Here is a 23,492-nt window from a genome sequence, read left to right as displayed (position 1 = left end):
TGTAGCTATCTGCCTGCGTGCCAACCGCTTTCAGCCGTCGCTCCGCCAGCGCTCCCCGGTCACGGCGTCCAGCGCGCCTTCGACGCACACCGCCAGCGACATCTCCGGCTGCGCCGAATTACGCAGCCACTGCAGGTAACCGAACTCCGCCGCCGCCAGCATGAGATGCACCAGCAAACCCGGAGTGCTGTCCCGCTGGGGATCCCGGCCCATCCGCTGCGCGACCAGCTCGACCAGGCGCGTCCGATGCTCCGGGGTGATCAGAGCCACCCGCTCCAGCAGATGCGGAGCGGTGCGGAACGCGGCCCGCCACTGCTCCAGCTCCGCCGGGGCCAGCGCGGTGGAACGCGCCAGAATCGACTGCGCCAGCGCCACATCCGCGGGCTCGTCGCCGTCGCGCTCCTCGAGCAGCGCGACGATTCCCGACCCGCCCTCGCGGACCGGATCCAGCAGCAGATCCTCCTTGCTCCGCACATGCCGGAAGTAGGTACTGGCCGACACACCCGCCGCGGCGGCGATCTGCTCGGTCGTCACCTCCCCGAAGCCCTTCTCCGCGAACAACTCGTACGCCGCCCGCTGAATCTCGCCGCGCACCTGCCGGCGCTGCCGCTCCCGCAATGACATTCGTCGCCCTCCTTCGTTACAGCGAGTATCTGCCGATATGACAGTTACTGTCAAGAAGGGACTGCCTGTCAGCCATGCGGGCAGCATGCGAAAAGGTCCTGACCAGCAAGATTCGGCGATCACTCGCCCGCGATTCCGACGCCCCTGCACCCGGGCGGCTGACACTCCCCCGCCGACTCCCACACCGCCGCAAATGAATTCATGGACGAGGCGGCCCCGCACCCCACTCCCGGATTCCCACCGACGAACGAGGCCGCCGCTACCGTCGACCCCGCCTCGGCCCCGGTCGTCGGCCTACCAGGGATCGATCTCCGCGCCCACCATCCCCTCGAACACCCCCGACCACCCATACGTCGAACGCACCCGCGCCGACGCCTACCAGGGCGCGGACCGAGCACCCGCGCCCTGCGGCCGCGAACCTAGGCCCGGCGCAGCGCCAGCACCGGGATGGTGCGGATACCGGCGGTCTTCACGGCGTACTCGCCGAAACCCGGGTATCGCCGGGCCTGTTCTTCATAGATCCGGTCGCGATCCGCGCCGGTCACCTCGGTGACCTCGACCAGGAAGGTCTCGGTCCCGACCTCGGCCTCGGCCTTCCCCACCTTGGTCAGGTTGTAGTACCAGTCCGGATTCGTGGGCGCGCCCGCCTTGGACGCGAAAACGTACATGGTCGCCGGATCCTGCTCATCGGCCAGGTACATCATGGGCGTCACATGCTCCCGCCCGGTCTTTCGGCCCCGATGGTGCACGAGAATTATCGGTGCCCCCTCGAACGGCCCCCCGACCCGTCCCTCATTGGCCCGAAACTCGTTGATGATGTTCGTATTCCAGTCGCTCATATCGATCATTCTCGAGCATGAGCACCGCGGCCGATGGGAGCACCCCGGCGCGGCGGCGTCATCCCCGCCCGCGATCACGTACTCGGCGCCCGGAGACCGCGAAAGGCCGGGCATCCAGCGGATGCCCGGCCCTGTGCAGCGGAAACCGTTACGGCAGGGGGCCGCCGGCGGCGATCGCGGAGAGGGTGGCGAACTCGTCACCCTTCAGGGACGCGCCGCCCACGAGAGCGCCGTCGATGTCGGTCTGGCCGACCAGTTCGCCGACGTTCTTGGCGTTGACCGAGCCGCCGTAGAGGACCCGGACACCGGCCGCCACTTCGGGATTCGCCAGTTCGGCGAGTTCCTTGCGGATGGCACCGCAGACTTCCTGCGCGTCGGCCGGGGTGGCGACCTTGCCGGTGCCGATGGCCCAGACCGGCTCATAAGCGATGACGATCTTCGAGATCTCCTCGGCCGTCAGGCCCTTGAGGGAGCCGCGCAGCTGCTCGAGGTTGTACTCGACATGGGTCTTGGTCTCGCGGACGCCCAGGCCCTCACCGATGCAGACGATCGGAGTGATGCCGTACTTGAGCGCCTGCTTGGCCTTGGCCAGCACGGTGGCGTCGTCCTCGTTGTGGTACTGACGCCGCTCCGAGTGACCCACCACGACGAAACTGCAGCCCAGCTTGGCCAGCATGGAGCCGCTGATCTCGCCGGTGTAGGCGCCCTCGTCGTGGGTGGACACGTCCTGGGCACCGTAGGTGATCAGGAGACGGTCACCCTCGACCAGCGTCTGCACGCTGCGCAGGTCCACGAACGGCGGGATCACCGTCACGTCGACCTTGTCGAAGTACTTCTCCGGCAACGCGAATGCGATCTTCTGCACCAGAGCGATGGCCTCGAGGTGGTTGAGGTTCATCTTCCAGTTGCCGGCGATCAAAGGCTTACGTGCCATTCAGCGGCCCTCCAACACGGAATCTTCCAAGACGCTGAGGCCGGGAAGTTCCTTGCCCTCCAGGTATTCCAGCGACGCGCCGCCACCGGTGGAGATGTGCGAGAAACCGTCGTCCGGCAGACCGAGGGTACGCACGGCCGCGGCCGAGTCGCCGCCACCGACGACCGTGAACGCGCCCTTCGAGGTCGCCGTGGCGATCGCCTCGGCGACACCGCGGGTGCCGGCCGAGAACTTCTCGAACTCGAACACGCCCATGGGGCCGTTCCAGAACACGGTCTTGGCCTCGGTCAGCAGCGCCGAGAAGCGGGCGGCCGAGTCGGCACCGATGTCCAGACCCATCCAGCCGTCCGGAATCTCGTGGGCGGGCACGGTCTTCGAGTCCGCGTCGGCCGCGAACTTGTCGGCCACCACGATGTCCACCGGCAGGTGGATGACGTCGGCGTACTTGTCCAGCAGCCCCTTGCAGGTCTCGATCATCTCCTGCTGCAGCAGCGACGTGCCCACCGAAAGGCCCTGTGCCGCAAGGAAGGTGAAGCACATGCCGCCGCCGATGACCAACGTGTCGACCCTCGGCGCGAGCGCCTCGATGACCGCCAGCTTGTCGGAGACCTTGGAACCGCCGAGCACGACCGCGTACGGGCGCTCCGGGCTCTCGGTGAGCTTCTTCAGCACCTCGGTCTCGGCCGCGACCAGCGTCCCCGCGTAGTGCGGCAGCAGCTTGGCCACGTCGTAGACCGACGCCTGCTTGCGGTGCACCACACCGAAACCGTCGGACACGAACGCGCCGTCGTCGCCGACCAGCTCGACCAGGGCACGGGCGAGCTTGGCGCGCTCGGCGTCGTCCTTGCTGGTCTCGCGCGCGTCGAAGCGAATGTTCTCCAGCAGCAGCACATCACCGTCGGTGAGGCCCTCGGAGCGGGCGAGCGCGTCCTGACCCACCACGTCGCCGGCGAGCTGGACATTGCGGCCCAGCTCCTCCGACAGCCGCGCCGCGACCGGCGCAAGGGAGAACTTCGGATCCGGCTCGCCTTGGGGGCGGCCCAGGTGCGCGGTCACGATGACCTTGGCGCCGGCCTCGGCCAGCGCCTTGATGGTCGGCGCGGACGCGATGATGCGGCCCGGGTCGGTGATGACGCCGCCGCCAGCGATCGCTCGCGGGTCGCTCGAAACAGGGAATTCGAGGGGAACATTCAGATCGGAGCGCACCAGCACGCCCCGGCCCTCGACGCCCTCGTTCAGCAGATCCTGCAGAGTCTTGATGGTCATCGGCGCTTAGAGGGACTTGCCGACGAGGCCGACGAGGTCGGCGAGACGGTTGGAGTAGCCCCACTCGTTGTCGTACCACGAGGCGACCTTGACCTGGTTGTCGATGACCTGGGTCAGCGGCGCGTCGTAGATGGAGGAGTGCGGGTCGGTCACGATGTCGGAGGAGACGATCGGGTCGACGTTGTACTTCAGGATGCCCTTCATCGGGCCGTCCGCGGCGGCCTTCATGGCGGCGTTGATCTCGTCGATCGAGGCGGTCTTGGCCAGGTCCACGGTCAGGTCGGTGAGCGAACCGGTCGGGACCGGCACGCGCAGCGCGTAACCGTTCAGCTTGCCGAGCAGCTCGGGCAGCACCAGGCCGATGGCCTTGGCGGCGCCGGTGCCGGTGGGCACGATGTTCAGCGCGGCCGCGCGGGCGCGACGCAGATCCGAGTGCGGGCCGTCCTGCAGGTTCTGGTCCTGGGTGTAGGCGTGCACGGTGGTCATCAGACCACGCTCGATGCCGAAGGAGTCGTTGAGCACCTTGGCAATCGGGCCCAGGCAGTTGGTGGTGCAGGACGCGTTCGAGATGATGTTCTGCGAACCGTCGTACTTGTCGTCGTTGACGCCCATCACGATGGTGATGTCCTCGCCCTTGGCGGGCGCGGAGATGATGACCTTCTTGGCGCCGGCGGCCAGGTGACCCTTCGCCTTGGTGGCATCGGTGAAGATACCGGTGGACTCGACGACCACGTCGACCCCCAGGTCACCCCACGGCAGCGCGGCCGGGCCCTCCTTGATGGCCAGCGCGGTGATGCGCTGGTCGCCGACGACGATGGTCTCGTCGCCGTCCAGGGAAACGTCCTGCGGCAGGCGGCCGAGGATCGAGTCGTACTTCAGCAGGGTCGCCAGCGACTTGTTGTCGGTCAGATCGTTGACAGCCACGATCTCGATGTCGGTGGTGCCGAGGGCCTTCTGCGCCTCGACGGCTCGGAAGAAGTTTCGCCCGATGCGGCCGAAGCCGTTGATCCCTACCCGGACAGTCACGTTTTCGCTCCTCAGCTTCGCGGATCGTTTCCGTTGCGGTGCTAACCCTAGACCTGTAACGGAAACATCACGGACACACCCCCGCCACGGTGAACTACGAAACGTTCACTTCCATCACGTACGACCGGAAGCGCCGCGACCCTTGGGGTTGCGACGCTTCCGGACGGAATCACCGTGCGGTATCGATCAGTTTATGCGGCGGCGTGGATGTTTCACGCCTCTTCGAGCAGCTCTGCGGTGACAGCACTTTCGGTGTCGGGCACGCCGAGTTCCTTGGCGCGCCGGTCGGCCATCGACAGCAGCCGCCGGATCCGGCCCGCCACAGCGTCTTTCGTCATGGGCGGATCGGCCAGCTGGCCCAGCTCCTCCAGGGACGCCTGCCGGTGCAGCACGCGCAGCTTGCCCGCGGCGGCCAGATGATCCGGCACATCCTCGCTCAGTATCTCGAGCGCGCGCTCCACGCGGGCCGCCGCGGCCACGGCAGCGCGGGCCGAACGACGCAGGTTGGCATCGTCGAAATTGGCCAGCCGGTTGGCCGTCGCCCGGACCTCGCGGCGCATGCGCCGCTCCTCCCAGGTGAGCCGGGTGTCCTGCGCACCCATGCGGGTGAGCAGGGCGCCGATCGCCTCACCGTCACGCACCACGACGCGATCGGTGCCGCGCACCTCGCGCGCCTTGGCCGAGATGCCCATCCGCCGCGCGGCGCCGACCAGGGCGAGCGCCGCCTCCGGCCCGGGGCAGCTCACCTCCAGCGCCGAGGAGCGGCCCGGCTCGGTGAGCGAGCCGTGCGCGAGAAACGCTCCACGCCAAGCGGCTTCGGCATCCCCGATGCTGCCGCCCACCACCTGGGCGGGCAGCCCGCGCACCGGACGACCGCGCACATCGAGTAAACCGGTCTGGCGCGCCAGCGCCTCGCCCTCCTTGGAAACCCGTACCACGTACCGGGAGGTTTTCCGGAGCCCGCCGGCGCCGAGGACATGCACGTCCGAGCCGTATCCGTACAGCTCGAAGATCTCTCGGCGCAGCCGACGTGCAATGGAACCCATGTCCACCTCGGCTTCGACGATCACTCGACCGCCGACGATGTGCAATCCACCGGCGAACCGCAGTAGCGCGGACAATTCCGCTTTGCGCGAGCTCACCTGTGATACAGAGAGCCGGCTCAGCTCGTCCTTCACTTCCGCTGTCATCGCCACGAGACGCGCTCCTTTCCACCCAACCCGGACCGCACACGTTGGCCCATATGCCGTCCTTCGACTCGAAGCCCTGCCAATTCCGGCCGAGGTTGCCGGATCACCTGATCCAGTGCGGCGGCAAGCTTTCCGGGGTGGTGCCGGTCCGTCCCCGCCTCGGCGACATCAGCGAAGGTTACTCGCGCACGCAGCTGTTCGGCAGCTCTTGCCAGATGTTCGCGTTCCCTACCCTCGGGTACGGAACCGGAGTCCACCAGAACATGGTCGACTGTGAAATCCGGTGCGTGCTGGGACAATACATGCAGGTGCCGTTCGGCGCTGAATCCGGCCGTTTCGCCCGGTTCGGCAGCGAGGTTGAGCACCAGCACTTTCCGTGCCCGCGTGTGCAGTAGCGCTTCGTGCAATTCGGGCACCAGCACATGCGGGATGACGCTCGTGAACCAGCTTCCGGGGCCCAGCACCACCACGTCGGCGTGCTCGATGGCCGAGGTCGCCTCGGGGCAGGCGGGCGGATCCGAGGGGATCAGCCGCACCCGGCGCACCTTGCCCGGCGTGGTCGCCACGGCCACCTGACCGCGGATGCAGCGGCTCACGCGCGGATCGCCTTCCAGCCCAGACACATCCGCCTCGATGGTGAGCGCGATGGGCGACATGGGCAGCACGCGGCCGGTGATGCGCAGGACCCTCCCGGCCTCGTCGAGGGCCGCGAGCGGATCGCCCAGCTCCTCGGTGAGACCCGCCAGAATCAGATTGCCCACCGAATGCCCGGCCAGCGCGCCGGTGCCGCCGAAGCGGTGTTGCAAAGTTCGCGCCCAGATGCCGTCGGCCTCTTCGGCCAAGGCCGCCAAGGCCATTCGCAGATCGCCAGGGGGCAGCATGCCCAGCTCGGACCGCAGCCGCCCCGAGGAGCCGCCGTCGTCGGCGACCGTCACCACCGCGGTGATCTTGCGGGTGAGCCGCCGGATGGCGGTCAGCGTCGAATACAGGCCGTGCCCACCACCGAGGGCCGCGATGGCCGGATTGGTGGAGCGGACGGAGTCGTTCTCACTCATTCCCGCCCCAGATCCCGATGAACCACGCGCACCACGTCACCCGAGTCGTTGCCCGCCGGAGCCGAGTCGCTGCCCGCCAGCGCCTCGCCCAGCGCCTCCGCTATCGCCACACTGCGGTGTTTGCCGCCGGTGCAGCCCACTGCCACGGTCATGTATCGCTTCCCCTCTTGGCGGTAGCCCTCGGTCGTCAGGTCGACGAGATGCCGCGCGGTGCCCAGGTAGTCCTGGGCACCCGGCCGCGACAACACATACTCGCTGACCGGGGCGTCCTGTCCGGTCTTTTCGCGGAGTTCGGGAATCCAATGCGGATTCGGCAGGAACCGCAAATCGAACACCATGTCGGCGTCGAGCGGGACTCCGTATTTGAAACCGAACGATTGAACGGTCAGCTGTAGCACGGTGGCGGCGTCGCCGCCGTAGACCTCCTCGAGCTTGCGATGCAGCTGGTGAATGGACAGCGCGGTGGTGTCGATGACCACGTCGGCGGCCGTTTTCACCGGGTCCAGACGCTGCCGCTCGGCGGCGATGCCGGCGGTGAGGGTGCCGTCGGCGCTCTCGCTCTGCAGCGGATGGCGGCGGCGCGCGAACCCGAAGCGGCGGATCAGCACATCGTCGGAGGCCTCCAGGAACAGGATGCGGGTACGTACACCCGCGGCCCGTAGCTGCTCGCCGACCGCGGCGAGGTTCCCGGTGAAGAAGCGGTTGCGCACGTCCATGACGAGCGCCAGTTTGCGGATGGGCGGTTCGGCGCCGCGGCCGAGATCGACCATGCGGCCGATCAATTCGGGTGGAAGATTGTCGGCCACGTAGTAGCCGAGATCCTCGAGCACCTTGGCGGCGGTGCCGCGCCCGGCGCCGGACAGGCCCGTCACGATGACGACCTCGACCGGTGCGGAATCGGGTGCCGACCGCCCACGGCGGGCGGTCGGCTGGGACTCACCTTTATCGGTTGCCTTGCTGTTTTCGGCCGTATCAGTACTGGCTTCGACGCGCGTCATGTCCTACCGGTTCGTGTCTGGAGTTCCCTCGATCATCCTGCACCGACACCCCGAAACGCGGCAGGCGCACGAGGGGAGCGAGACACAGCTGTGATTTCTGCTCCCGACCTGCACACACGGCGTGTCGTAGTTTTGCTATTCGGCGTGTCGCACTCTACCCGGTGGGCCCCGATCCGACGCGTCTTCGCGGCGAGCCGATGGGTCCGCACGCTCGGTTGCTACGGCTGCTGCAGGGCGGCCAGGACCGCCTTGGCCGTCGCCACGCCGATGCCCGGGACCTCGATGATCTGCTCCACCGTAGCCTGCTTGAGCTTGGCGACCGATCCGAAGTGCGTGACCAGCGCGGTCTTGCGCGCCGAGCCCAGTCCGGGCACCGAGTCCAGCACCGATTCGGTCATCCGCCGCGAGCGTTTGGAGCGGTGGAAGGTGATGGCGAAACGGTGCGCCTCGTCGCGGACCCGCTGCAGCAGATACAGCGCCTCACTGGAGCGCGGCATGATCACCGGGTCCGCCTCGTTCGGCACCCACACCTCTTCCAGGCGCTTGGCCAGTCCGATGACCGCGACATCGGTGATGCCGAGTTCGTCGAGCACCTCCGCGGCCGCATTCACCTGCGGGGCACCGCCGTCCACCACGTACAGGTTGGGCGGGTAGGCGAAGCGGCGCGGCTTACCGGTCCGGGGATCGATGCCGGGCAGGCTGGATTCGACTGGGTCCGAACCGGATTCGAGGTCGGCGGCCTCGGCGGCGTCCAGGTCGCGGCGGAGCTTGCCGAAGCGCCGCCGGGTCACCTCGGCGATGCTGCCGACGTCGTCGGAGCGGCCGTCGCCCGCGGCCTCCTTGATGGCGTAGTGCCGGTACTCGGACTTGCGGGCCAGGCCGTCCTCGAACACGACCAGCGAGGCCACCACATCGGTGCCCTGCACATGCGAGATGTCCACGCATTCGATGCGCAGCGGCGCGCTGTCCAGATCCAGGGCGTCCTGTAGTTCCTGCAGCGCTGCCGAACGCGCGGTCAGGTCGCCGGCGCGCTTGAGCTTGTGCTGGGCCAGGGCCTCCTGGGCATTGCGCTGCACGGTCTCGGCCAGCGCCTTCTTGTCGCCGCGCTGCGGCACCCGCAGCTGCACGGCCGATCCGCGCAGGTCCGAGAGCCACTGCTGAACCTGCTCATGATCATTGGGCAGGGCCGGGACCAGCACCTCGCGCGGGACCACGGCCCCGGGCTGCGCGTCCCCGCTCTGCGCGGCGACCGCGGTCTGCTCGCCGTAGAACTGGGTGAGGAACTGCTCGACCAGGGCGGCCAGCTCGCCGCCGGATTCCGCCACGTCGGGCTCGATCGGAGCTGAGCCGGGACCCCCCGTGGTTACGCCGGCAAGCGCTGGGAGGTGGAGCGACGCCTCCGGGCCTGACCGCCCCAGGTCCGGATCGATCGGACCTGGGCCGGGGCCCTCCGTGGTTACGCCGGCTGCCGCCTCCGGGCCTGACCGCCCCAGGTCCAGGGCGTCGCCGGACTTGTCGACCACCCAGCCGCGCTGCCCGCGCACCCGGCCGTCGCGCACGTGGAAGATCTGGACCGCGACCTCGAGCTCGTCCACCGCGAAGTCGATGACATCGGCGTCGGTGCCGGTGCCCAGCACCACGGCCTGCTTCTCCAGGGCGCGCTTGAGCGCCTGCACGTCGTCGCGCAGGCGGGCGGCCAGCTCGAAGTCGAGTTCGTCGGCGGCCTCGTGCATGCGGCGCTCGAGCTGCTTGACCAGGCGGTCGGTCTTGCCGGAGAGGAAGTCGCAGAAGTCGTCCACGATCTGCCGGTGCTCGGCCGCGCTCACCCGGCCGATGCACGGCGCGGAGCACTTGTCGATATAGCCGAGCAGGCACGGCCGCCCGATCTGACTGTGCCGCTTGAAGACTCCCGCCGAGCAGGTCCGCACCGGGAACACCCGCAGCAGCAGATCCAGGGTCTCGCGAATGGCCCAGGCGTGGGCGTACGGGCCGAAGTACCGCACGCCCTTCTTGCGCGCGCCGCGGTAGACGAACACCCGCGGATACTCCTCGTCGAGGCTGACCGCCAGCACCGGATACGACTTGTCGTCGCGGTAGCGGACATTGAAGCGGGGATCGAATTCCTTGATCCAGTTGTATTCCAGCTGCAGCGCTTCCACCTCGGTGGACACCACGGTCCACTCGACCCCGGCCGCCGTGGTCACCATCTGCCGGGTGCGCGGGTGCAGCCCGGCCACGTCGGCGAAGTACGAGTTCAGGCGCTGGCGCAGGCTTTTCGCCTTGCCGACATAGATGACCTGCCCGAACTTGTCCCGGAACTTGTAGACACCTGGTTCGACGGGAATGGTGCCCGGTGCGGGCCGGTAGGTCGCGGGATCTGCCACGGCTCCAGGTTAGTCAGTGCCCCCGACAGGCGGCCAAGGCCTCCGATACACCCAGGGGCCTCCGGGCGACCATCCGCGGCGGTCCCGGCGACGAAGTATCCGCAAGATCATTCACCCGGAGGGAACGCCATGATCCGACTGCGTTTCCGCCGCCACTCGCGCGCAGCAGTGCATCGCCTGGGGATGCGCATCGGGCGCGGACCGGCAGCGTCCGTGCGTCCCGCAGGACGCGCCACGCCGAACACCGATCTCTACGGGGTTCGGCCGTCCAGCGGGGTCTCGTGGCCAGTATGGGATGAACTGTTTCGCGTTATCTGTCCGTATACGAGGGAGCTTGTTCGATGACGAACCATCACCATCTCCACCCGCGCCGCAGGTCACTCGCGATAGGTTCCGCACTCGGCATCGGCGTGGCAGGCCTGATCACGGTGTCGGCGCCGACTGCCCGCGCCGACTCGGTCTGCCGCATCGAGCGGACGCTCGACACCGCGACCTTCACCTGCCCCGCGGACACCTGGTACGCCGCGGTGGTGCAGTGCCTGGGCACCCGGCAGGTGGGCAGCGGCTACCAGGCCCCCACCTACATCGTGGGCGATTCGCCACGGCCGCTCATCCCCATGACGATCGAGTGCAGGGGTGAGGGCAAGAACGGCATCGTGCTGAATGCCTGGACCGACGGGCCGTTCTGACCTGACGCTCACCGTTCCGATCCGCGTTGCGCGGACCTACGCGATCTCGCGCCGCAAAGCCGGTGCGAGATCGCCCTTTTCGCCCACCTCGACGGTTTCGAGTTCGAGCCAGTCGGCCATGGCCCGCAGCGCCGCGGCCAGCGCGGCCGCCACCCGCGAGTGGTCCCGGCCCGGCTCGGCGAACGCGCCCGGCACCAGCAACCGCCCGGTCCCGCGCTCGGCACGCAGGTCCACCCGCGCCACCAGTTCGCCGTCCAGCAGGAACGGGAAGACGTAATACCCGTGCATGCGTTTGTGTTCCGGCGTGTAGATCTCGATGCGGTAGTGGAAGTCGAAAAGCCGCTCGGTGCGGTCGCGGAAGAAGATGAGCGGATCGAAGGGGCACAGCAGGGCCGCGCCCGTCACCCGGCGCGGAGTGCGCGCCTCGGCATGCAGGTAGGCGGGCTTGTCCCAGCCGGCGACGGTGACCTGCTCCAACTCCCCGGCGTCGAGGAGATCGGCGATGGCGGGCTCGGTTTGGCGGCGGCTGAGCCGGTAGTAGTCCCGCAGATCGGTTTCGGAGCCGATGCCGTGCGCTCGCGCCGCCCGCCGCACCAGTTCCCGCACCGCGTCGGCTTCGTCCGGTTCGCGCGAGAGGACCGGGGCCGGAAGGACATTCGCGGCCAGGTCGTAATGCCGCTGGAAGCCCACCCGTTTCGGCACCGTCAGCTCCCCCGCCGCGAACAGCGCCTCGCACACCACCTTGGTGTCGCTGTAGTTCCAGCCCCAGTTGTCCTTGGCCCGTGGCCGATCCAGCTCCAGATGCCGCTCGATCTCCCCCGCCGTGCTGGCCCCGAACTCCTTGACCACACCGAGCACATCGTCGGCCAGGGCCGGATTTCGTTCGAGCACCTGCCGCATCCCGTTCCAGCGTCCGTGCCGGTACTGCACCATGCGCCAGCGCATGAGCGACCAGTCCTCGACCGGAATCAGCGCCGCCTCGTGCGCCCAGTACTCGATGAGCTGCCGCGGCCGCCGGGCGGTGTGCCCCCACGCGGCCTCGTCCAGCAGCGCCCGGTCGTAGGCCCCGATCCGGCTGAACACCGGGGCGTAGTGCGCGCGCACCACCGCCGACACCGAGTCCAACTGCAGCAGCCGGGTGCTGTCGAGCACCTTCAGGACCGTGCGCCGGGTGGGCGTCCCGCTCGGCGGTGCCGAGGCGAAGCCCTGTGCCGCGAGTGCAGTGCGGCGCGCCGCCGCGAGTGACAGGGATCCGGACGAAGAAGTCGGCACACTCGAACCATGCCATGTCCCACCGACAACCTCGTTCGATACAGCACTGTATCGAGCACCTGTACAGCAGCGACCTCGTTCGATACATTCGTGTATCGAACTTCGACACCAAGGAAATCATGGGCATGATCGAGAATCCGGATGTCATCGTGGTCGGGGCCGGGCTGGCCGGCCTCGTCGCCACGCACGAGCTGGTCAAGGCGGGACGCCGCGTGCTCGTGCTGGATCAGGAGAACCGCGCCAACCTGGGCGGCCAGGCGTTCTGGTCGCTGGGCGGGCTGTTCTTCGTGGACAGTCCCGAACAGCGGCGACTCGGCGTCAAGGACAGCCTCGCGCTCGCCATGCAGGACTGGTTCGGCTCGGCCGGCTTCGACCGTGAGGACGAGGACCACTGGGCGCGGCAGTGGGCGCGCGCGTACGTGGAGTTCGCGGCCACCGAGAAGCGGCAGTATCTCTACGATCTCGGGCTGCGGGTGACGCCCGTGGTCGGCTGGGCCGAGCGCGGCGGCGTGGCCGCCGACGGGCACGGCAACTCGGTGCCGCGCTTCCATCTCACCTGGGGCACCGGCCCCGAAGTGGTGCGGGTGTTCCTCGAACCCGTGCTCGAGGCCGAGAAGCGGGGACAGGTCGGCTTCGCCTTCCGGCACCGGGTCGACGAACTGATCGTCGAGGACGAAGCGGTGACCGGCGTGCGCGGCAGCGTGCTGGAGCCCGCCACCGAGGCCCGCGGTGTCGCCTCGTCACGAAATATCGTGAGCGAGTTCGAGTTCCGCGCGCGGGCTGTCATCGTGTCCTCCGGCGGCATCGGCCACAATCACGAACTCATCCGCCGCAACTGGCCGGCCGACCGGCTCGGCCCCTGCCCCGAGCACCTGATCTCCGGCGTGCCCGCGCACGTGGACGGCCGCATGCTGGGCATCACCGAGGCCGCGGGCGGGCGCATCGTGAACCGGGACCGCATGTGGCACTACACCGAGGGCATCCACAACTGGGATCCGATCTGGCCCGATCACGCCATTCGCATCATTCCCGGCCCGTCCTCGCTGTGGTTCGACGCCAATGGAAAGCGCATGACCGCGCCGGCTTTCCCGGGTTTCGACACCAATGCCACCATGAAGCAGATCCTGGCCACCGGCTACGACTACTCGTGGTTCATCCTCGACCAGTCGATCATCGAGAAGGAGTTCGCGCTCTCGGGCTCGGAACAGAATCCCGATCTCACCGGCAAGGATCTGAAGCTGGCCCTCAAGAGCCGGGTGGCGAAGGGCGCCCCGGGCCCGGTGGAGGCGTTCAAGCAGCACGGCGTGGACTTCGTGGTCGCCGACACCCTCGCCGAGCTGATCGCGGGCATGAACAAGATCTCGCGCGGCCCGCAGCTGGACCTCACCGATATCGAGCGCCAGATCGTGGCCCGCGACCGGGATGTCGAGAACAAATACAGCAAGGACGCCCAGCTGATGGCCGTCAACAATGCCCGCCGCTTCCTGGGCGACAAGGTCCGGGTGGCGAGCCCGCACAAGATCCTGGATCCCGCGCACGGCCCGCTGATCGGCGTGCGCCTGAACATCCTGACCCGCAAGACCCTGGGCGGACTGCAGACCAATCTGGACTCGCAGGTCATCCGCGCCGACGGCACCCCGTTCGCGGGCCTGTACGCCGCGGGCGAGGTCGCCGGGTTCGGCGGTGGCGGAGTGCACGGCTACAACGCGCTGGAGGGCACCTTCCTCGGCGGCTGCATCTTCTCCGGTCGCGCCGCCGGCCGCGCGCTGGGCCGCAGCCTGACCTAGCGGCTCGACGACGAAAGCGGGTGCCGCCCACCAGCTTCCGGTGGGCGGCATGCCGCGTCGGAGGTCAGGCGCCGAACCAGCGGTAGAGGTCGCGGCGCAGTAGCAGCGCCAGCACCGCGCCGGACACCATCACGCCGAAGAGCACGGTGAACGGCCCCACGCCCGTGGGCATTTCGGCCGACACCAGCGTGAAGATGCCCAGGAACGACTGCAGGCTGGCCAATCCGAGCGCGGTCACCCAGATCCAGCGCGAGCGCAGCCCGAACAGTAGTGCGACACCGCCGGTCACCCAGGCGGCGAAGAAGTGGCCGATACTGCCGACCACGCACGAGACGCCGCCGGTGATGGACAGCAGGCTGTGCAGCACCGCCAGTCCCATCGCGCCGAGCGCGACATATTGCGTCTCCCGGACCTTGGCGGGCATGTCGATCTCGGAACCATCACGGCGCAACCCCCGCACCCCGTCGAGCACCCGCTCGAAAAATGTGGCTGGAACGCCGTTTCCCGTGGCGCCGGGTGTCATATCCACCTGGTCGGCAACGGCCGTTTGCGAACTCACAGCACTCCTCATCGAGTAACCCCTGGTCGCGCGCCCCCTGCGAACGCGCTGAACCTGACGCTAACCAAATGTTCGGATTCCGGACAATCTGGTTGACCAAGTTATGACCATGGCCACAGCCGATAGCCGGCATTAGAAACAGTGATCTCGAACACATAACGGCCGCACGCGATTTCGCGTGCGGCCGTTGAAAAGCGCAGGTCCGGACAGAGTTTCCCAGTCTACCCCCGGAAGCGGAAAACTACTTGTCGTCCATGGGGATCGGCGGAATCACCGGGAACTCGCCGGTGTAGCCCTCACGCAGCTTGGCGATGGCCAGCACCCGCGGGCTGGCGAACTTCCACCCGATGGCCAGCGCGGGCACGATGATCACCAGGCTGGCCACCGTCCACGTACCGACCGGATGGTCGAAAGCCATCAGCACCAGCACCGCGAAGAGGAACACCAGCGTCGCGATGCCGGTGTAGGGCGCACCGAACATCCGGAACGCCGGACGCTCCGCCTGCCCCTTCTTCCACAGGTAGAACAGCTTCAACTGGCACAGCACGATGGTCGCCCAGGACGCCAGAATGCCGAGCGACGCGACGTTCAGCACGATTTCGAAGGCCTGCGACGGCACAATGTAATTCAGCCAGATACCGAACAGCGCAATAGCGGCGGTGAGCAGAATGCCGCCGTACGGCACACCGGCGCTCGACATCCGCGAGGTGAATTTCGGCGCGCTGCCGTTCATCGCCATCGAGCGGAGGATGCGGCCGGTCGAATACAGTCCGGCATTCAAACTCGACAGCGCCGCGGTGAGCACCACGAAATTCATGATCGAGCCCATGTTCGCGACACCGAGTTTGCCGAAGAAGGTGACGAACGGGCTCTCACCGCCCTTGTACGCGGTGTAGGGCAGCAGCAGCGCCAGCAGAATCACCGAGCCGCAATAGAACACGGCGATACGCATGATCACCGAATTGATGGCGCGCGGCATGATCTTCGCCGGATTCTCGGTCTCGCCGGCCGCGATGCCGACCATTTCGACGGCGGCGTAGGCGAACACGACGCCGGAGGTAACGGTGACCAGCGGCAGCACGCCGGTCGGGAACCAGCCGCCGGCGTCGGAGACCATGCGCAGGCCGGTGCTCTGACCGTCGACCTCGAAGCGCCCGGCCAGGAAGACGGTGCCGATGACCAGGAAGGTCATCAGGGCCACCACCTTGATCATGGCGGCCCAGAATTCCATCTCGCCGAACCATTTCACCGAGACCAGGTTGATGCCGAGCACGATGATCAGCGCGCCCAGCGCCAGCAGCCATTGCGCGATCGGCTGGAAGGGTCCCCAATAGTGCAGATAGGTGGCGATCGCGGTGGTGTCGACGATCCCGGTCATGGACCAGTTCAGGAAGTACATCCAGCCGGCCACGAATGCGGCCTTCTCGCCGAAGAATTCGCGCGCATAGGAGACGAAGGAACCCGAGGACGGGCGGTGCAGCACCAGTTCACCGAGCGCGCGCAGGATGAAGAAGACGAAGATGCCGCAGATCAGGTACACCAGGAACAGCGATGGGCCGGCATTGTGGAGCCGGCCACCCGCGCCCAGGAACAGGCCGGTACCGATGGCACCGCCGATGGCGATCATCTGCAATTGCCGAGGTTTCAGGGCTTTGTGATAGCCGCTGTCCTCGGCATTGAGGCTGGTGGCAGTAGTCCGGATCTCGGTCATTCGCCGGGTTAACCCTCCGCAATCGTGAAGTGAGGCAGCCTGAGGGTACCTTGTCGTTTGCCGAGTTCCACATCGGCGCCCAGAGCGGGGAAACCTTCGAAAGAGAAGGCCCGGTCAAGCGACCAATTGGTGCGCTTTTTCGGAGATTGCCTTGAAAGCGCTGAAATCCCTGAGCGACCGACGGCCCGGAGTTCCCCGGTAGCCCCCCGATCCGGTCCCTCAAAGCCCTGCCCGCACGGGCCCACGGCGCTAGAGTCCGATCATGAGGCGCTTGCGACGAATCGGGAGCGGCGCTGCCGCTCTGCTGCTGCTGGTCGGATTGGTCACCGCCTGTTCGTCCTCGACGAACCAGAGTGCGTCGTGCACGGTGTCGCCCAACGGAACTCCGGTCACCTCCGGGGTGCCCGCCGAGCCCAGCGGCACGAATCTGGCCCTGCACCCCGAGGTCGCCACCGGCTACCGCACCGGCATGACACCCGTGCGCACCGGCGATTTCGCGGTCTCCACCGCCAATCCCGTTGCCACCGAGGCAGCTTGCCGGGTGCTGCGGGACGGCGGCACCGCCGCGGACGCGCTCATCGTGGCACAGACCGTGCTGAATCTGGTGGAGCCCCAGGCCACCGGCATCGGCGGCGGCGCGTTCCTGATGTACTACGACGCCAACGCCAGGACCGTCGACGCCTACGACGGCCGCGAGACCGCCCCGGCGGCCGCCACCGAGGACTACCTGCGCTACATCAGCGCCGCCGATCACACTGTGCCGCAACCGAATGCGCGGGCCAGCGGGCGCTCCATCGGCACGCCGGGAGTGCTGCGGATGCTGGAGCTGGCCCACAACGAGCACGGCAAGCAGCCGTGGAAGAGCCTGTTCGCGCCGGCGATCGACCTGGCGGATCGGGGCTTCACGATCTCACCGCGGATGGCGAGCCAGATCTCCGACTCCAAAGCCGACCTGGCGCGCGACGACAACGCCAAGGCGTATTTCCTACAGCCCGACGGCAGCCCGAAGCCGTCCGGCAACACGCTCACCAATCCGGCCTTCGCCAAGACCCTGTCGGCCATCGCGACCGACGGGGCGAACGCCTTCTATACCGGCGCGATCGCCTCCGACATCGTGGACACCACCGCCACCACCGCCGGCGGACGCACCCCGGGGCTGCTGTCCCTGGCGGATCTGCAGTCCTACCAGGCGAAGAAGCGCACCGCGGTGTGCTCGCCCTACCGCACCCACGAGGTGTGCGGCATGCCCAACCCGTCCTCGGGCGGCATCACGGTGGAAGCGGCCCTGGGCATCCTGTCCAACTTCGACCTGGCGTCGATGAAGCCGACGGACCTCGGCGGCGACAGCGCCACCGCCCGGAACGGCGGCAAGCCCACCCCGGAGGCCGTGCACCTGATCGCCGAGGCCGAACGCCTCGCCTACGCCGACCGCGACAAGTACATCGCCGACTCGGATTTCGTTCCGCTGCCGGGCAATTCGCCGCAGACACTGCTGGATCCCAGCTACCTGAAGCAGCGTGCGGCGCTCATCGACCCGACCAGGAGCCTGGGCACCGCCAAGCCGGGTGACTTCGGCCCGGTGCCGGTCGGCAACGGCCCGCAGCAGCCCGAGCACGGCACCAGCCACATCTCCATCGTCGACGAGTACGGCAACGCCGCCTCCATGACCACCACGGTCGAATCCGCGTTCGGGTCATTCCATTTCGTGGACGGGTTCATCCTCAACAACCAGCTCACCGACTTCTCGGCCGAACCGGTCGACATGGACGGCACCCCGATCGCCAACCGCCTCGACCCGGGCAAGCGGCCGCGCAGCTCGATGGCCCCGACCCTGGTCTTCGACCGCAATCCCGACGGCTCGCGCGGCGCGCTCAGCTACGTCACCGGTTCGCCCGGCGGGGCGGTGATCATCCAGTTCGTGGTGAAAACCCTGGTGGGCATGCTGGATTGGGGCATGAACCCGCAACAGGCGGTGTCGATGATCGACTTCGGCGCGGCCAACTCCCCCACCACCTATGTGGGTGGTGAGCATCCGGCCGTCGACGCCACCGACAACGGCGACCACGATCCGCTGGTGCAGAAACTGCGCCAGTTCGGGGATCAGGTCTCGGTCGCGCCGCAGTCCAGCGGTCTGTCGGCCCTGGTCCGCGACGGCAGTGGCTGGATCGGCGGCGCGGACCCGCGCCGCGAGGGCGCGGTGCTCGGCGGCCCGCGCTAGTGTCGGTCCTCGTTCTCGGCGCTGTACTTGGCGCCGAGTTCCCGGAACCGGTCCATGGCCTCGGCGGCGCGCATCTTGTCGTTGGAGCGGATGGCCATCATGGGCACGTACTCGTCGTGCGCCAATTCCAGCCGGGCCCAGGACTTCTTGTCCGGGAAGGAGATCCCGCGGATGTCCTTCCACTGGAACTCGCTGTCGCCCACGATATTGCGCACCGTCACCCCGCGCCGTCCGACCCGCACCCGGGGCCGGGTGAGCGTCAGCACACCGCCGGCCAGCAGCAGGCCGAACACCATCAGGCCGATCTGGTCGGAGACCCGGAAGTTCACGCCGGTGGATCCGTGCCGCAGCACGATGCCGCCGAAGATGAAGATGGCCGCCAGCACCGCCGCCACGATCCGCACGGTGACGATGGTGCGGTGCGGCCGCACCTCGAGATCCCAGTCGCCCGAGGCGGTGCCGGGCTGCACCGGCGTCTCGGTTTCGGTCGGCTCGGCCATGGTGTCCTCGGACTCCGCTTTCTGCTCGGCCCGCGGATCGGAGTGCGCCGCAGGCGTTTCCGGCGTGGCGGCAGGCTTGCGGGGCGGCTCCTCGGAGCCGCCGTCCCGCTTCCAGATCCGCACGACCGGCATGGCTAGACGGTCTGGGTCAGTTCGCGCAGGGTCAGCGCGGCATCGAGGGCGGCGGCCGCGGCCTGCTCGCCCTTGTTCTCGATCGAGCCGGGCAGGCCCGCGCGATCCAGCGCCTGCTGCTCGGTGTTCACGGTGAGCACGCCATTGGTGACCGGGGTGCTCTCGTCGAGTGACACCCGGGTCAGACCGGCGGTCACCGAATCGCACACGTACTCGAAATGCGGTGTCTCACCACGGATCACGACACCCAGCGCGACCACCGCGTCATGGCTGCGGGCCAGCGCCTGCGCCACCACCGGCAGCTCCATCGCGCCGGCGACCCGGACCACCGTGATATCGGCGACGCCCGCGGCCCGGGCGGTCTGCTCCGCGTTCGCGACCAGCGCGTCGCAGATGGTGGTGTGCCAGCGCGACGCCACGATCCCCAATTTGAGGTCCTTGGCATCGGCCAGCTCGAAGGTCGGTACGCCCGTACCGCTCATTCTTGTTCCGCCCTCTCGGTAGTCGGTTCCGGCGCGTCAGTTCGCGGTTTCGCCCAGGTCCAGGTCTTCCAGGCCGACCAGGTCGTGGCCCATCCGATCCCGCTTGGTGCGCAGATACCGCAGATTGTGCTTGTTGGCCCGCACGGGCATCGCCACCCGCTCGCTGATGCTCAGGCCGTAGCCCTCGATCCCGGCACGCTTGTCGGGATTGTTGGTGAGCAGCCGCATCGAGGTGATGCCCAGATCGGCGAGGATCTGCGCGCCGATGCCGTAGTCGCGGGCGTCGGCGGGCAGGCCCAGGTCCAGGTTGGCGTCCACGGTGTCGGCGCCGCCGTCCTGCAGCTGGTAGGCCTGCAGCTTGTGCAGCAGCCCGATGCCGCGGCCCTCGTGGCCGCGCATGTAGAGCAGCACACCGCGGCCCTGCTGGGCGATCATCTCCATGGCGGCGTCCAGCTGCGGGCCGCAGTCGCAGCGCAGCGAGCCGAAGGCGTCACCGGTGAGGCATTCGGAGTGCACGCGCACCAGCACGTCCGTGCCGTCGCCGATATCGCCCATGACCAGGGCCACGTGCTCGGCGTCGTCGTATTCGCTCTCGTAGCCGATGGCCCGGAAGTCGCCGAACTCGGTGGGCAGCTTGGCCTCGGCCACCTGCTTGACATGCTTCTCGTTGCGGCGGCGCCAGGCGATCATGTCGGCGATGGAGATGAGCGCCAGATCGTGCTCGTCGGCGAAGATGCGCAGCTCCTCGGTGCGCGCCATATCGCCCTCGTTCTTCTGGCTGACGATCTCGCAGATGACGCCGGCGGGGCTGAGCCCGGCCATCCGGGCCAGATCCACGGCGGCCTCGGTGTGGCCGGGGCGGCGTAGCACGCCACCGTCCTTGGCACGCAACGGAACCACGTGGCCCGGGCGGGTCAGATCGTCGGACTTGGCGTTGCGGTCGGCCAGCACCCGCATGGTGGTGGCGCGGTCGGCGGCCGAGATGCCGGTGCTGATGCCCTCTCGGGCGTCGACGGACACGGTGTAGGCGGTGCCGTGCTTGTCCTGGTTGACCGCGTACATCGGCGGCAGGCCCAGGCGATCGCAGTCGTCGCCGGTGAGCGGTACACAGATGTAACCGGAGGTGTAGCGGATCATGAAGGCCACCAGCTCGGGCGTCGCCTTCTCCGCCGCGAAGATGAGGTCGCCCTCGTTCTCCCGGCCCTCGTCGTCGACGACGACGACCGCCTTACCGGCGGCGATGTCAGCGACTGCGCGCTCGATGGTGTCGAACCTGGTCACGTCTGTTGTGCTCCATCTCGAATTAGGTGCCTCATTACAGTAGGGCAGTGCCCAATTTGCGCCGCCTCCGGCGTCGCGAGTTCGCGGCCCCCGAGGTCTCGGTCTTCCCTCCTCCGCTCCTCCGCTTCGCTCCCCCGCTCCGTCGGTCCAGACCGAGACGGGCCGCGAACACGCAGGTCATGCGCGCTGTACGAGCCGTTCGACATACTTCGCGATGATGTCGACTTCGAGATTCACGATGGTGCCGACCGGGGCCGTGCCGAGGGTCGTGAGCTCGCGGGTGGTGGGGATGAGCGACACCTCGAACCAGTCCTTGGCGCCGTCGGCGAAGGCGTCCTCGGCCAGGCCGATGCCCGAGACGGTCAGCGAGATGCCGTCCACGGTGATCGAGCCCTTCTCCACCACGTAGCGAGCGATGCTGTCGGGCAGGGAGATTCGCACGACCTCCCAGTTCTCGTACGGGGTGCGGGAGACGATGGTGCCGGTGCCGTCGACGTGACCCTGCACGATGTGCCCGCCCAGGCGGCTGTTCACGGCCGCGGCGCGCTCGAGGTTGACGCGGGAGCCGACGGTCAGGCCGCCGATGCTGGAACGGTCCAGGGTCTCGGCCATGACGTCGACGGTGAAGGTGTCGCCCTCGACCTTCCGGTCGACCACGGTGAGGCAGACGCCGTTGACGGCGATCGAATCACCGTGTCCCGCATCGGAGGTCACCAGGGGGCCGCGAATGGTCAGCCGCGCCGAATCGTCCAGCCGCTCGTTGGCGAGGATCTCACCCAGCTCCTCGACGATGCCTGTGAACATGCGTACCTCTCCCTGATCGCGTGTGCGTGCTCCGCTCGAGCCAACAGCCGGTGCGGTACGCGGTATTCCCCGCGTGGACGGCCGTCCCCACCAGCCTAACGACGCGGGGTCGTAGGCGACATGCGGCCTCGTTCAGTGGAGCATTGGATACCGGTAGATGGACGAAATCGGGCATAAGCCAATGTGCGATCGAATAATTGTGTTCATTGGTCGCGATCGCCAATTGAAACGCCGGGATTTACCGGCACTTTGAATGGCCTGACCTGGCCCAACGTGAAGTAGTACCCAATTCGCGACTCGCTCAATCCAGAATCTTGCGCGGCAGCGAAAGAGGTCGCAAGATTGTTATGCAGCTGATTCCCACAGTTCAACTTCTCCGCGAGCAGTTCGGTGCAGAACGGTCAACGCGTCCACGGCGATCCGGGCCGGGACGATCATCGCAAGCAGAACCGAAGGAAGGTTGGGGCCCCGCGCGGGTCGGATTCAGGTGGCAGACAACACAATCGGCACAGTTGGGGGTGCGGGGTGACCATGCTTCTCGATTCGACACTCGAAGTTCGCTGCGTGCAGTACCGACGCGAATTTCACCTGCCGGCATCGATCGACCCGACGTCACGGCACATCCTGTTGGAGATAGGCACTCGTTACGGGGCCATCACCATGCCCGCCGACCTCGGCGAACGCGTCCAGCAGCAGCTGGCGCAGGCCAATCTGGTCGGCCCGGTCGTGCACCATCCCCGGGCACGACGATGGACCTTCATCACCGGCCCCGCCCGGCCGGAGTCCCTCACCAAATCGGTGGCCGCCGCCCTGTTCCGGCTCTACGCCACCGTCGCGTGCCCGGGAGCGCAGGTCGTGCTCCCGTCCGCAGACGACGAGCGGACGGGATACCGCACCTGGGTGCACTCCCCCGATTCCAGCGACACGGTACCGCCGCTGGAATCGGTGATCGAAGCGCTGCTACGGCACTGAGCCCGCGTTACTGTGCGGACGCCGCCTCGATCGCGATCACCTTCTGCCGCAAGATTTCCACGGTCGCGGCCGGGTCCGGGGTGCCGTACACCGCGGAGCCCGCGACGAAGCAGTCGATGCCGGCCTCGGCGGCCTGCTCGATGGTGTCCATATTGATGCCGCCGTCGATCTCCACGACCAGGCGCAGCTCACCCGCGTCGACCAGGCGGCGCACCTGCCGGGCCTTGTCGAGCACGTGCGCGATGAAAGACTGCCCGCCGAAACCGGGTTCGACACTCATCACCAGCAGGGTGTCGAACTCGCGCAGGATCTCGAGGTAGGGCTCGATCGGGGTGTTCGGCTTGACCGAGAGCCCGGCCTTGGCGCCCGCGGCGCGGATGTCACGCGCCACCGCGATCGGGTTGTCGGTGGCCTCGGCATGAAAAGTGACGTTGTAGGCGCCGGCCTCGGCGTAGCCCGGGGCCCAGCGCTCCGGGTTCTCGATCATGAGGTGACAGTCCATCGGAATGTCGGTGGCCTTCAACAGGCTTTGCACCACCGGCAGACCCAGCGTCAGATTGGGAACGAAGTGGTTGTCCATCACATCGACGTGCACCCAGTCGGCGCCCTCGATCGCTTGCAGTTCGGCCGCGAGATTCGCGAAGTCGGCGGACAGGATGGACGGGGCGATCATCGGCGCGGGCCGCTGGAAGGGGGATGAAGAGGTGCACACGGGCCGCAGTCTATCGGCAGCCCCCGGTGGTCCCCACGTCAACGGGAATGGCTGATT

At 67.8% G+C, this 23,492-nt stretch carries 21 protein-coding genes; 4 read left to right on the top strand and 17 right to left on the bottom strand.

Annotated features, from left to right (window positions below):
* Positions 1 to 30: 30 nt before the first annotated feature.
* From ACIRRA_RS10015 to uvrC, 9 genes are all read right to left on the bottom strand, one after another.
* Positions 31 to 624 (bottom strand): TetR/AcrR family transcriptional regulator, encoded by a 594-nt coding sequence (locus ACIRRA_RS10015; protein ID WP_402765564.1) that lies wholly within the window; start codon positions 622 to 624, stop codon positions 31 to 33.
* A 419-nt stretch (positions 625 to 1,043) separates the two neighbouring features.
* Positions 1,044 to 1,472: a nitroreductase/quinone reductase family protein gene (locus tag ACIRRA_RS10010; RefSeq protein ID WP_402765561.1), complete on the bottom strand. Its 429-nt coding sequence runs from the start codon at positions 1,470 to 1,472 to the stop codon at positions 1,044 to 1,046.
* Between the two features lie 139 nt (positions 1,473 to 1,611).
* Positions 1,612 to 2,397: a triose-phosphate isomerase gene (gene tpiA / locus ACIRRA_RS10005; RefSeq protein ID WP_357003242.1), complete on the bottom strand. Its 786-nt coding sequence runs from the start codon at positions 2,395 to 2,397 to the stop codon at positions 1,612 to 1,614.
* Positions 2,398 to 3,663, bottom strand: coding sequence for a phosphoglycerate kinase (locus ACIRRA_RS10000; protein ID WP_402765558.1), 1,266 nt, complete (start codon positions 3,661 to 3,663; stop codon positions 2,398 to 2,400).
* Between the two features lie 6 nt (positions 3,664 to 3,669).
* A complete protein-coding gene (gene gap, locus ACIRRA_RS09995) occupies positions 3,670 to 4,689 on the bottom strand; it encodes a type I glyceraldehyde-3-phosphate dehydrogenase (RefSeq protein WP_354837476.1) in 1,020 nt (339 codons plus the stop codon).
* Positions 4,690 to 4,901: 212 nt separating this feature from the next.
* Positions 4,902 to 5,885 carry a DNA-binding protein WhiA gene (gene whiA / locus ACIRRA_RS09990; protein WP_040858457.1) on the bottom strand — a complete coding sequence of 328 codons (984 nt, stop codon included), beginning with the start codon at positions 5,883 to 5,885 and terminating at the stop codon, positions 4,902 to 4,904.
* Positions 5,876 to 6,934, bottom strand: coding sequence for a uridine diphosphate-N-acetylglucosamine-binding protein YvcK (gene yvcK, locus ACIRRA_RS09985; protein ID WP_402765555.1), 1,059 nt, complete (start codon positions 6,932 to 6,934; stop codon positions 5,876 to 5,878). The genes whiA and yvcK overlap by 10 nt, the downstream gene beginning before the upstream one ends.
* Positions 6,931 to 7,932 carry an RNase adapter RapZ gene (gene rapZ / locus ACIRRA_RS09980; protein WP_402765553.1) on the bottom strand — a complete coding sequence of 334 codons (1,002 nt, stop codon included), beginning with the start codon at positions 7,930 to 7,932 and terminating at the stop codon, positions 6,931 to 6,933. The genes yvcK and rapZ overlap by 4 nt, the downstream gene beginning before the upstream one ends.
* Positions 7,933 to 8,150: 218 nt before the next feature.
* Positions 8,151 to 10,316: an excinuclease ABC subunit UvrC gene (gene uvrC, locus ACIRRA_RS09975; RefSeq protein WP_402765550.1), complete on the bottom strand. Its 2,166-nt coding sequence runs from the start codon at positions 10,314 to 10,316 to the stop codon at positions 8,151 to 8,153.
* 341 nt (positions 10,317 to 10,657) lie between these two features.
* On the opposite strand from uvrC, the gene ACIRRA_RS09970 reads away from it, so the two are divergent.
* Positions 10,658 to 11,005 carry a hypothetical protein gene (locus ACIRRA_RS09970; protein ID WP_402765548.1) on the top strand — a complete coding sequence of 116 codons (348 nt, stop codon included), beginning with the start codon at positions 10,658 to 10,660 and terminating at the stop codon, positions 11,003 to 11,005.
* Between the two features lie 36 nt (positions 11,006 to 11,041).
* Here ACIRRA_RS09970 and ACIRRA_RS09965 read toward each other — a convergent pair whose 3' ends face one another.
* The gene (locus tag ACIRRA_RS09965) at positions 11,042 to 12,277 is read right to left on the bottom strand and encodes a winged helix-turn-helix domain-containing protein (RefSeq protein WP_402765547.1); all 1,236 of its coding nucleotides are present in this window, start codon (positions 12,275 to 12,277) and stop codon (positions 11,042 to 11,044) included.
* A 125-nt stretch (positions 12,278 to 12,402) separates the two neighbouring features.
* On the opposite strand from ACIRRA_RS09965, the gene ACIRRA_RS09960 reads away from it, so the two are divergent.
* Positions 12,403 to 14,064 (top strand): FAD-binding dehydrogenase, encoded by a 1,662-nt coding sequence (locus ACIRRA_RS09960; protein ID WP_402765546.1) that lies wholly within the window; start codon positions 12,403 to 12,405, stop codon positions 14,062 to 14,064.
* A 64-nt stretch (positions 14,065 to 14,128) separates the two neighbouring features.
* On the opposite strand, the gene ACIRRA_RS09955 is transcribed toward ACIRRA_RS09960, so the two are convergent.
* Both ACIRRA_RS09955 and ACIRRA_RS09950 read right to left on the bottom strand, forming a co-directional pair.
* Positions 14,129 to 14,623: a hypothetical protein gene (locus ACIRRA_RS09955; RefSeq protein ID WP_402765544.1), complete on the bottom strand. Its 495-nt coding sequence runs from the start codon at positions 14,621 to 14,623 to the stop codon at positions 14,129 to 14,131.
* Positions 14,624 to 14,864: 241 nt separating this feature from the next.
* Positions 14,865 to 16,334 carry an amino acid permease gene (locus ACIRRA_RS09950; protein ID WP_402765541.1) on the bottom strand — a complete coding sequence of 490 codons (1,470 nt, stop codon included), beginning with the start codon at positions 16,332 to 16,334 and terminating at the stop codon, positions 14,865 to 14,867.
* 262 nt (positions 16,335 to 16,596) lie between these two features.
* Between ACIRRA_RS09950 and ACIRRA_RS09945 the strand changes: the two genes are divergently transcribed.
* Entirely contained in the window at positions 16,597 to 18,552 is a 1,956-nt protein-coding gene (locus ACIRRA_RS09945; RefSeq protein WP_402765538.1) for a gamma-glutamyltransferase family protein, read from the top strand.
* On the opposite strand, the gene ACIRRA_RS09940 is transcribed toward ACIRRA_RS09945, so the two are convergent.
* From ACIRRA_RS09940 to ACIRRA_RS09925, 4 genes are all read right to left on the bottom strand, one after another.
* Positions 18,549 to 19,184 carry a PH domain-containing protein gene (locus tag ACIRRA_RS09940; protein ID WP_402765535.1) on the bottom strand — a complete coding sequence of 212 codons (636 nt, stop codon included), beginning with the start codon at positions 19,182 to 19,184 and terminating at the stop codon, positions 18,549 to 18,551. The two genes, ACIRRA_RS09945 and ACIRRA_RS09940, sit on opposite strands and share 4 nt — an antisense overlap.
* Positions 19,185 to 19,186: 2 nt before the next feature.
* Positions 19,187 to 19,666, bottom strand: a complete 480-nt coding sequence (ribH, locus tag ACIRRA_RS09935) for a 6,7-dimethyl-8-ribityllumazine synthase (protein WP_357003218.1) — start codon at positions 19,664 to 19,666, stop codon at positions 19,187 to 19,189.
* Between the two features lie 36 nt (positions 19,667 to 19,702).
* Positions 19,703 to 20,947, bottom strand: coding sequence for a bifunctional 3,4-dihydroxy-2-butanone-4-phosphate synthase/GTP cyclohydrolase II (locus ACIRRA_RS09930; protein WP_402765532.1), 1,245 nt, complete (start codon positions 20,945 to 20,947; stop codon positions 19,703 to 19,705).
* A gap of 177 nt (positions 20,948 to 21,124) precedes the next feature.
* Positions 21,125 to 21,751: a riboflavin synthase gene (locus ACIRRA_RS09925; RefSeq protein ID WP_402765530.1), complete on the bottom strand. Its 627-nt coding sequence runs from the start codon at positions 21,749 to 21,751 to the stop codon at positions 21,125 to 21,127.
* Positions 21,752 to 22,315: 564 nt separating this feature from the next.
* Between ACIRRA_RS09925 and ACIRRA_RS09920 the strand changes: the two genes are divergently transcribed.
* Positions 22,316 to 22,723 carry a hypothetical protein gene (locus ACIRRA_RS09920; RefSeq protein WP_402765527.1) on the top strand — a complete coding sequence of 136 codons (408 nt, stop codon included), beginning with the start codon at positions 22,316 to 22,318 and terminating at the stop codon, positions 22,721 to 22,723.
* A gap of 7 nt (positions 22,724 to 22,730) precedes the next feature.
* Here ACIRRA_RS09920 and rpe read toward each other — a convergent pair whose 3' ends face one another.
* Positions 22,731 to 23,396, bottom strand: a complete 666-nt coding sequence (gene rpe / locus ACIRRA_RS09915) for a ribulose-phosphate 3-epimerase (RefSeq protein WP_357003497.1) — start codon at positions 23,394 to 23,396, stop codon at positions 22,731 to 22,733.
* Between the last annotated feature and the right edge of the window lie 96 nt (positions 23,397 to 23,492).

The sequence above is a fragment of the Nocardia sp. NPDC101769 genome (assembly GCF_044766925.1).
Taxonomy (GTDB): Bacteria; Actinomycetota; Actinomycetes; order Mycobacteriales; family Mycobacteriaceae; genus Nocardia.
Note: the sequence above shows the minus strand (reverse complement) of the source record. Positions and strands in the feature narration are given on the sequence as shown.

What these genes read in the sequence shown, in the direction of transcription:
- ACIRRA_RS10015 (WP_402765564.1), bottom strand. Translation starts at nt 624, where the DNA reads ATGTCATTGCGGGAGCGGCAGCGCCGGCAGGTGCGCGGCGAGATTCAG.
- ACIRRA_RS10010 (WP_402765561.1), bottom strand. Translation starts at nt 1,472, where the DNA reads ATGATCGATATGAGCGACTGGAATACGAACATCATCAACGAGTTTCGG.
- tpiA (WP_357003242.1), bottom strand. Translation starts at nt 2,397, where the DNA reads ATGGCACGTAAGCCTTTGATCGCCGGCAACTGGAAGATGAACCTCAAC.
- ACIRRA_RS10000 (WP_402765558.1), bottom strand. Translation starts at nt 3,663, where the DNA reads ATGACCATCAAGACTCTGCAGGATCTGCTGAACGAGGGCGTCGAGGGC.
- yvcK (WP_402765555.1), bottom strand. Translation starts at nt 6,934, where the DNA reads ATGAGTGAGAACGACTCCGTCCGCTCCACCAATCCGGCCATCGCGGCC.
- rapZ (WP_402765553.1), bottom strand. Translation starts at nt 7,932, where the DNA reads ATGACGCGCGTCGAAGCCAGTACTGATACGGCCGAAAACAGCAAGGCA.
- ACIRRA_RS09970 (WP_402765548.1), top strand. Translation starts at nt 10,658, where the DNA reads ATGACGAACCATCACCATCTCCACCCGCGCCGCAGGTCACTCGCGATA.
- ACIRRA_RS09960 (WP_402765546.1), top strand. Translation starts at nt 12,403, where the DNA reads ATGATCGAGAATCCGGATGTCATCGTGGTCGGGGCCGGGCTGGCCGGC.
- ACIRRA_RS09950 (WP_402765541.1), bottom strand. Translation starts at nt 16,334, where the DNA reads ATGACCGAGATCCGGACTACTGCCACCAGCCTCAATGCCGAGGACAGC.
- ACIRRA_RS09945 (WP_402765538.1), top strand. Translation starts at nt 16,597, where the DNA reads ATGAGGCGCTTGCGACGAATCGGGAGCGGCGCTGCCGCTCTGCTGCTG.
- ACIRRA_RS09940 (WP_402765535.1), bottom strand. Translation starts at nt 19,184, where the DNA reads ATGCCGGTCGTGCGGATCTGGAAGCGGGACGGCGGCTCCGAGGAGCCG.
- ribH (WP_357003218.1), bottom strand. Translation starts at nt 19,666, where the DNA reads ATGAGCGGTACGGGCGTACCGACCTTCGAGCTGGCCGATGCCAAGGAC.
- ACIRRA_RS09925 (WP_402765530.1), bottom strand. Translation starts at nt 21,751, where the DNA reads ATGTTCACAGGCATCGTCGAGGAGCTGGGTGAGATCCTCGCCAACGAG.
- rpe (WP_357003497.1), bottom strand. Translation starts at nt 23,396, where the DNA reads ATGATCGCCCCGTCCATCCTGTCCGCCGACTTCGCGAATCTCGCGGCC.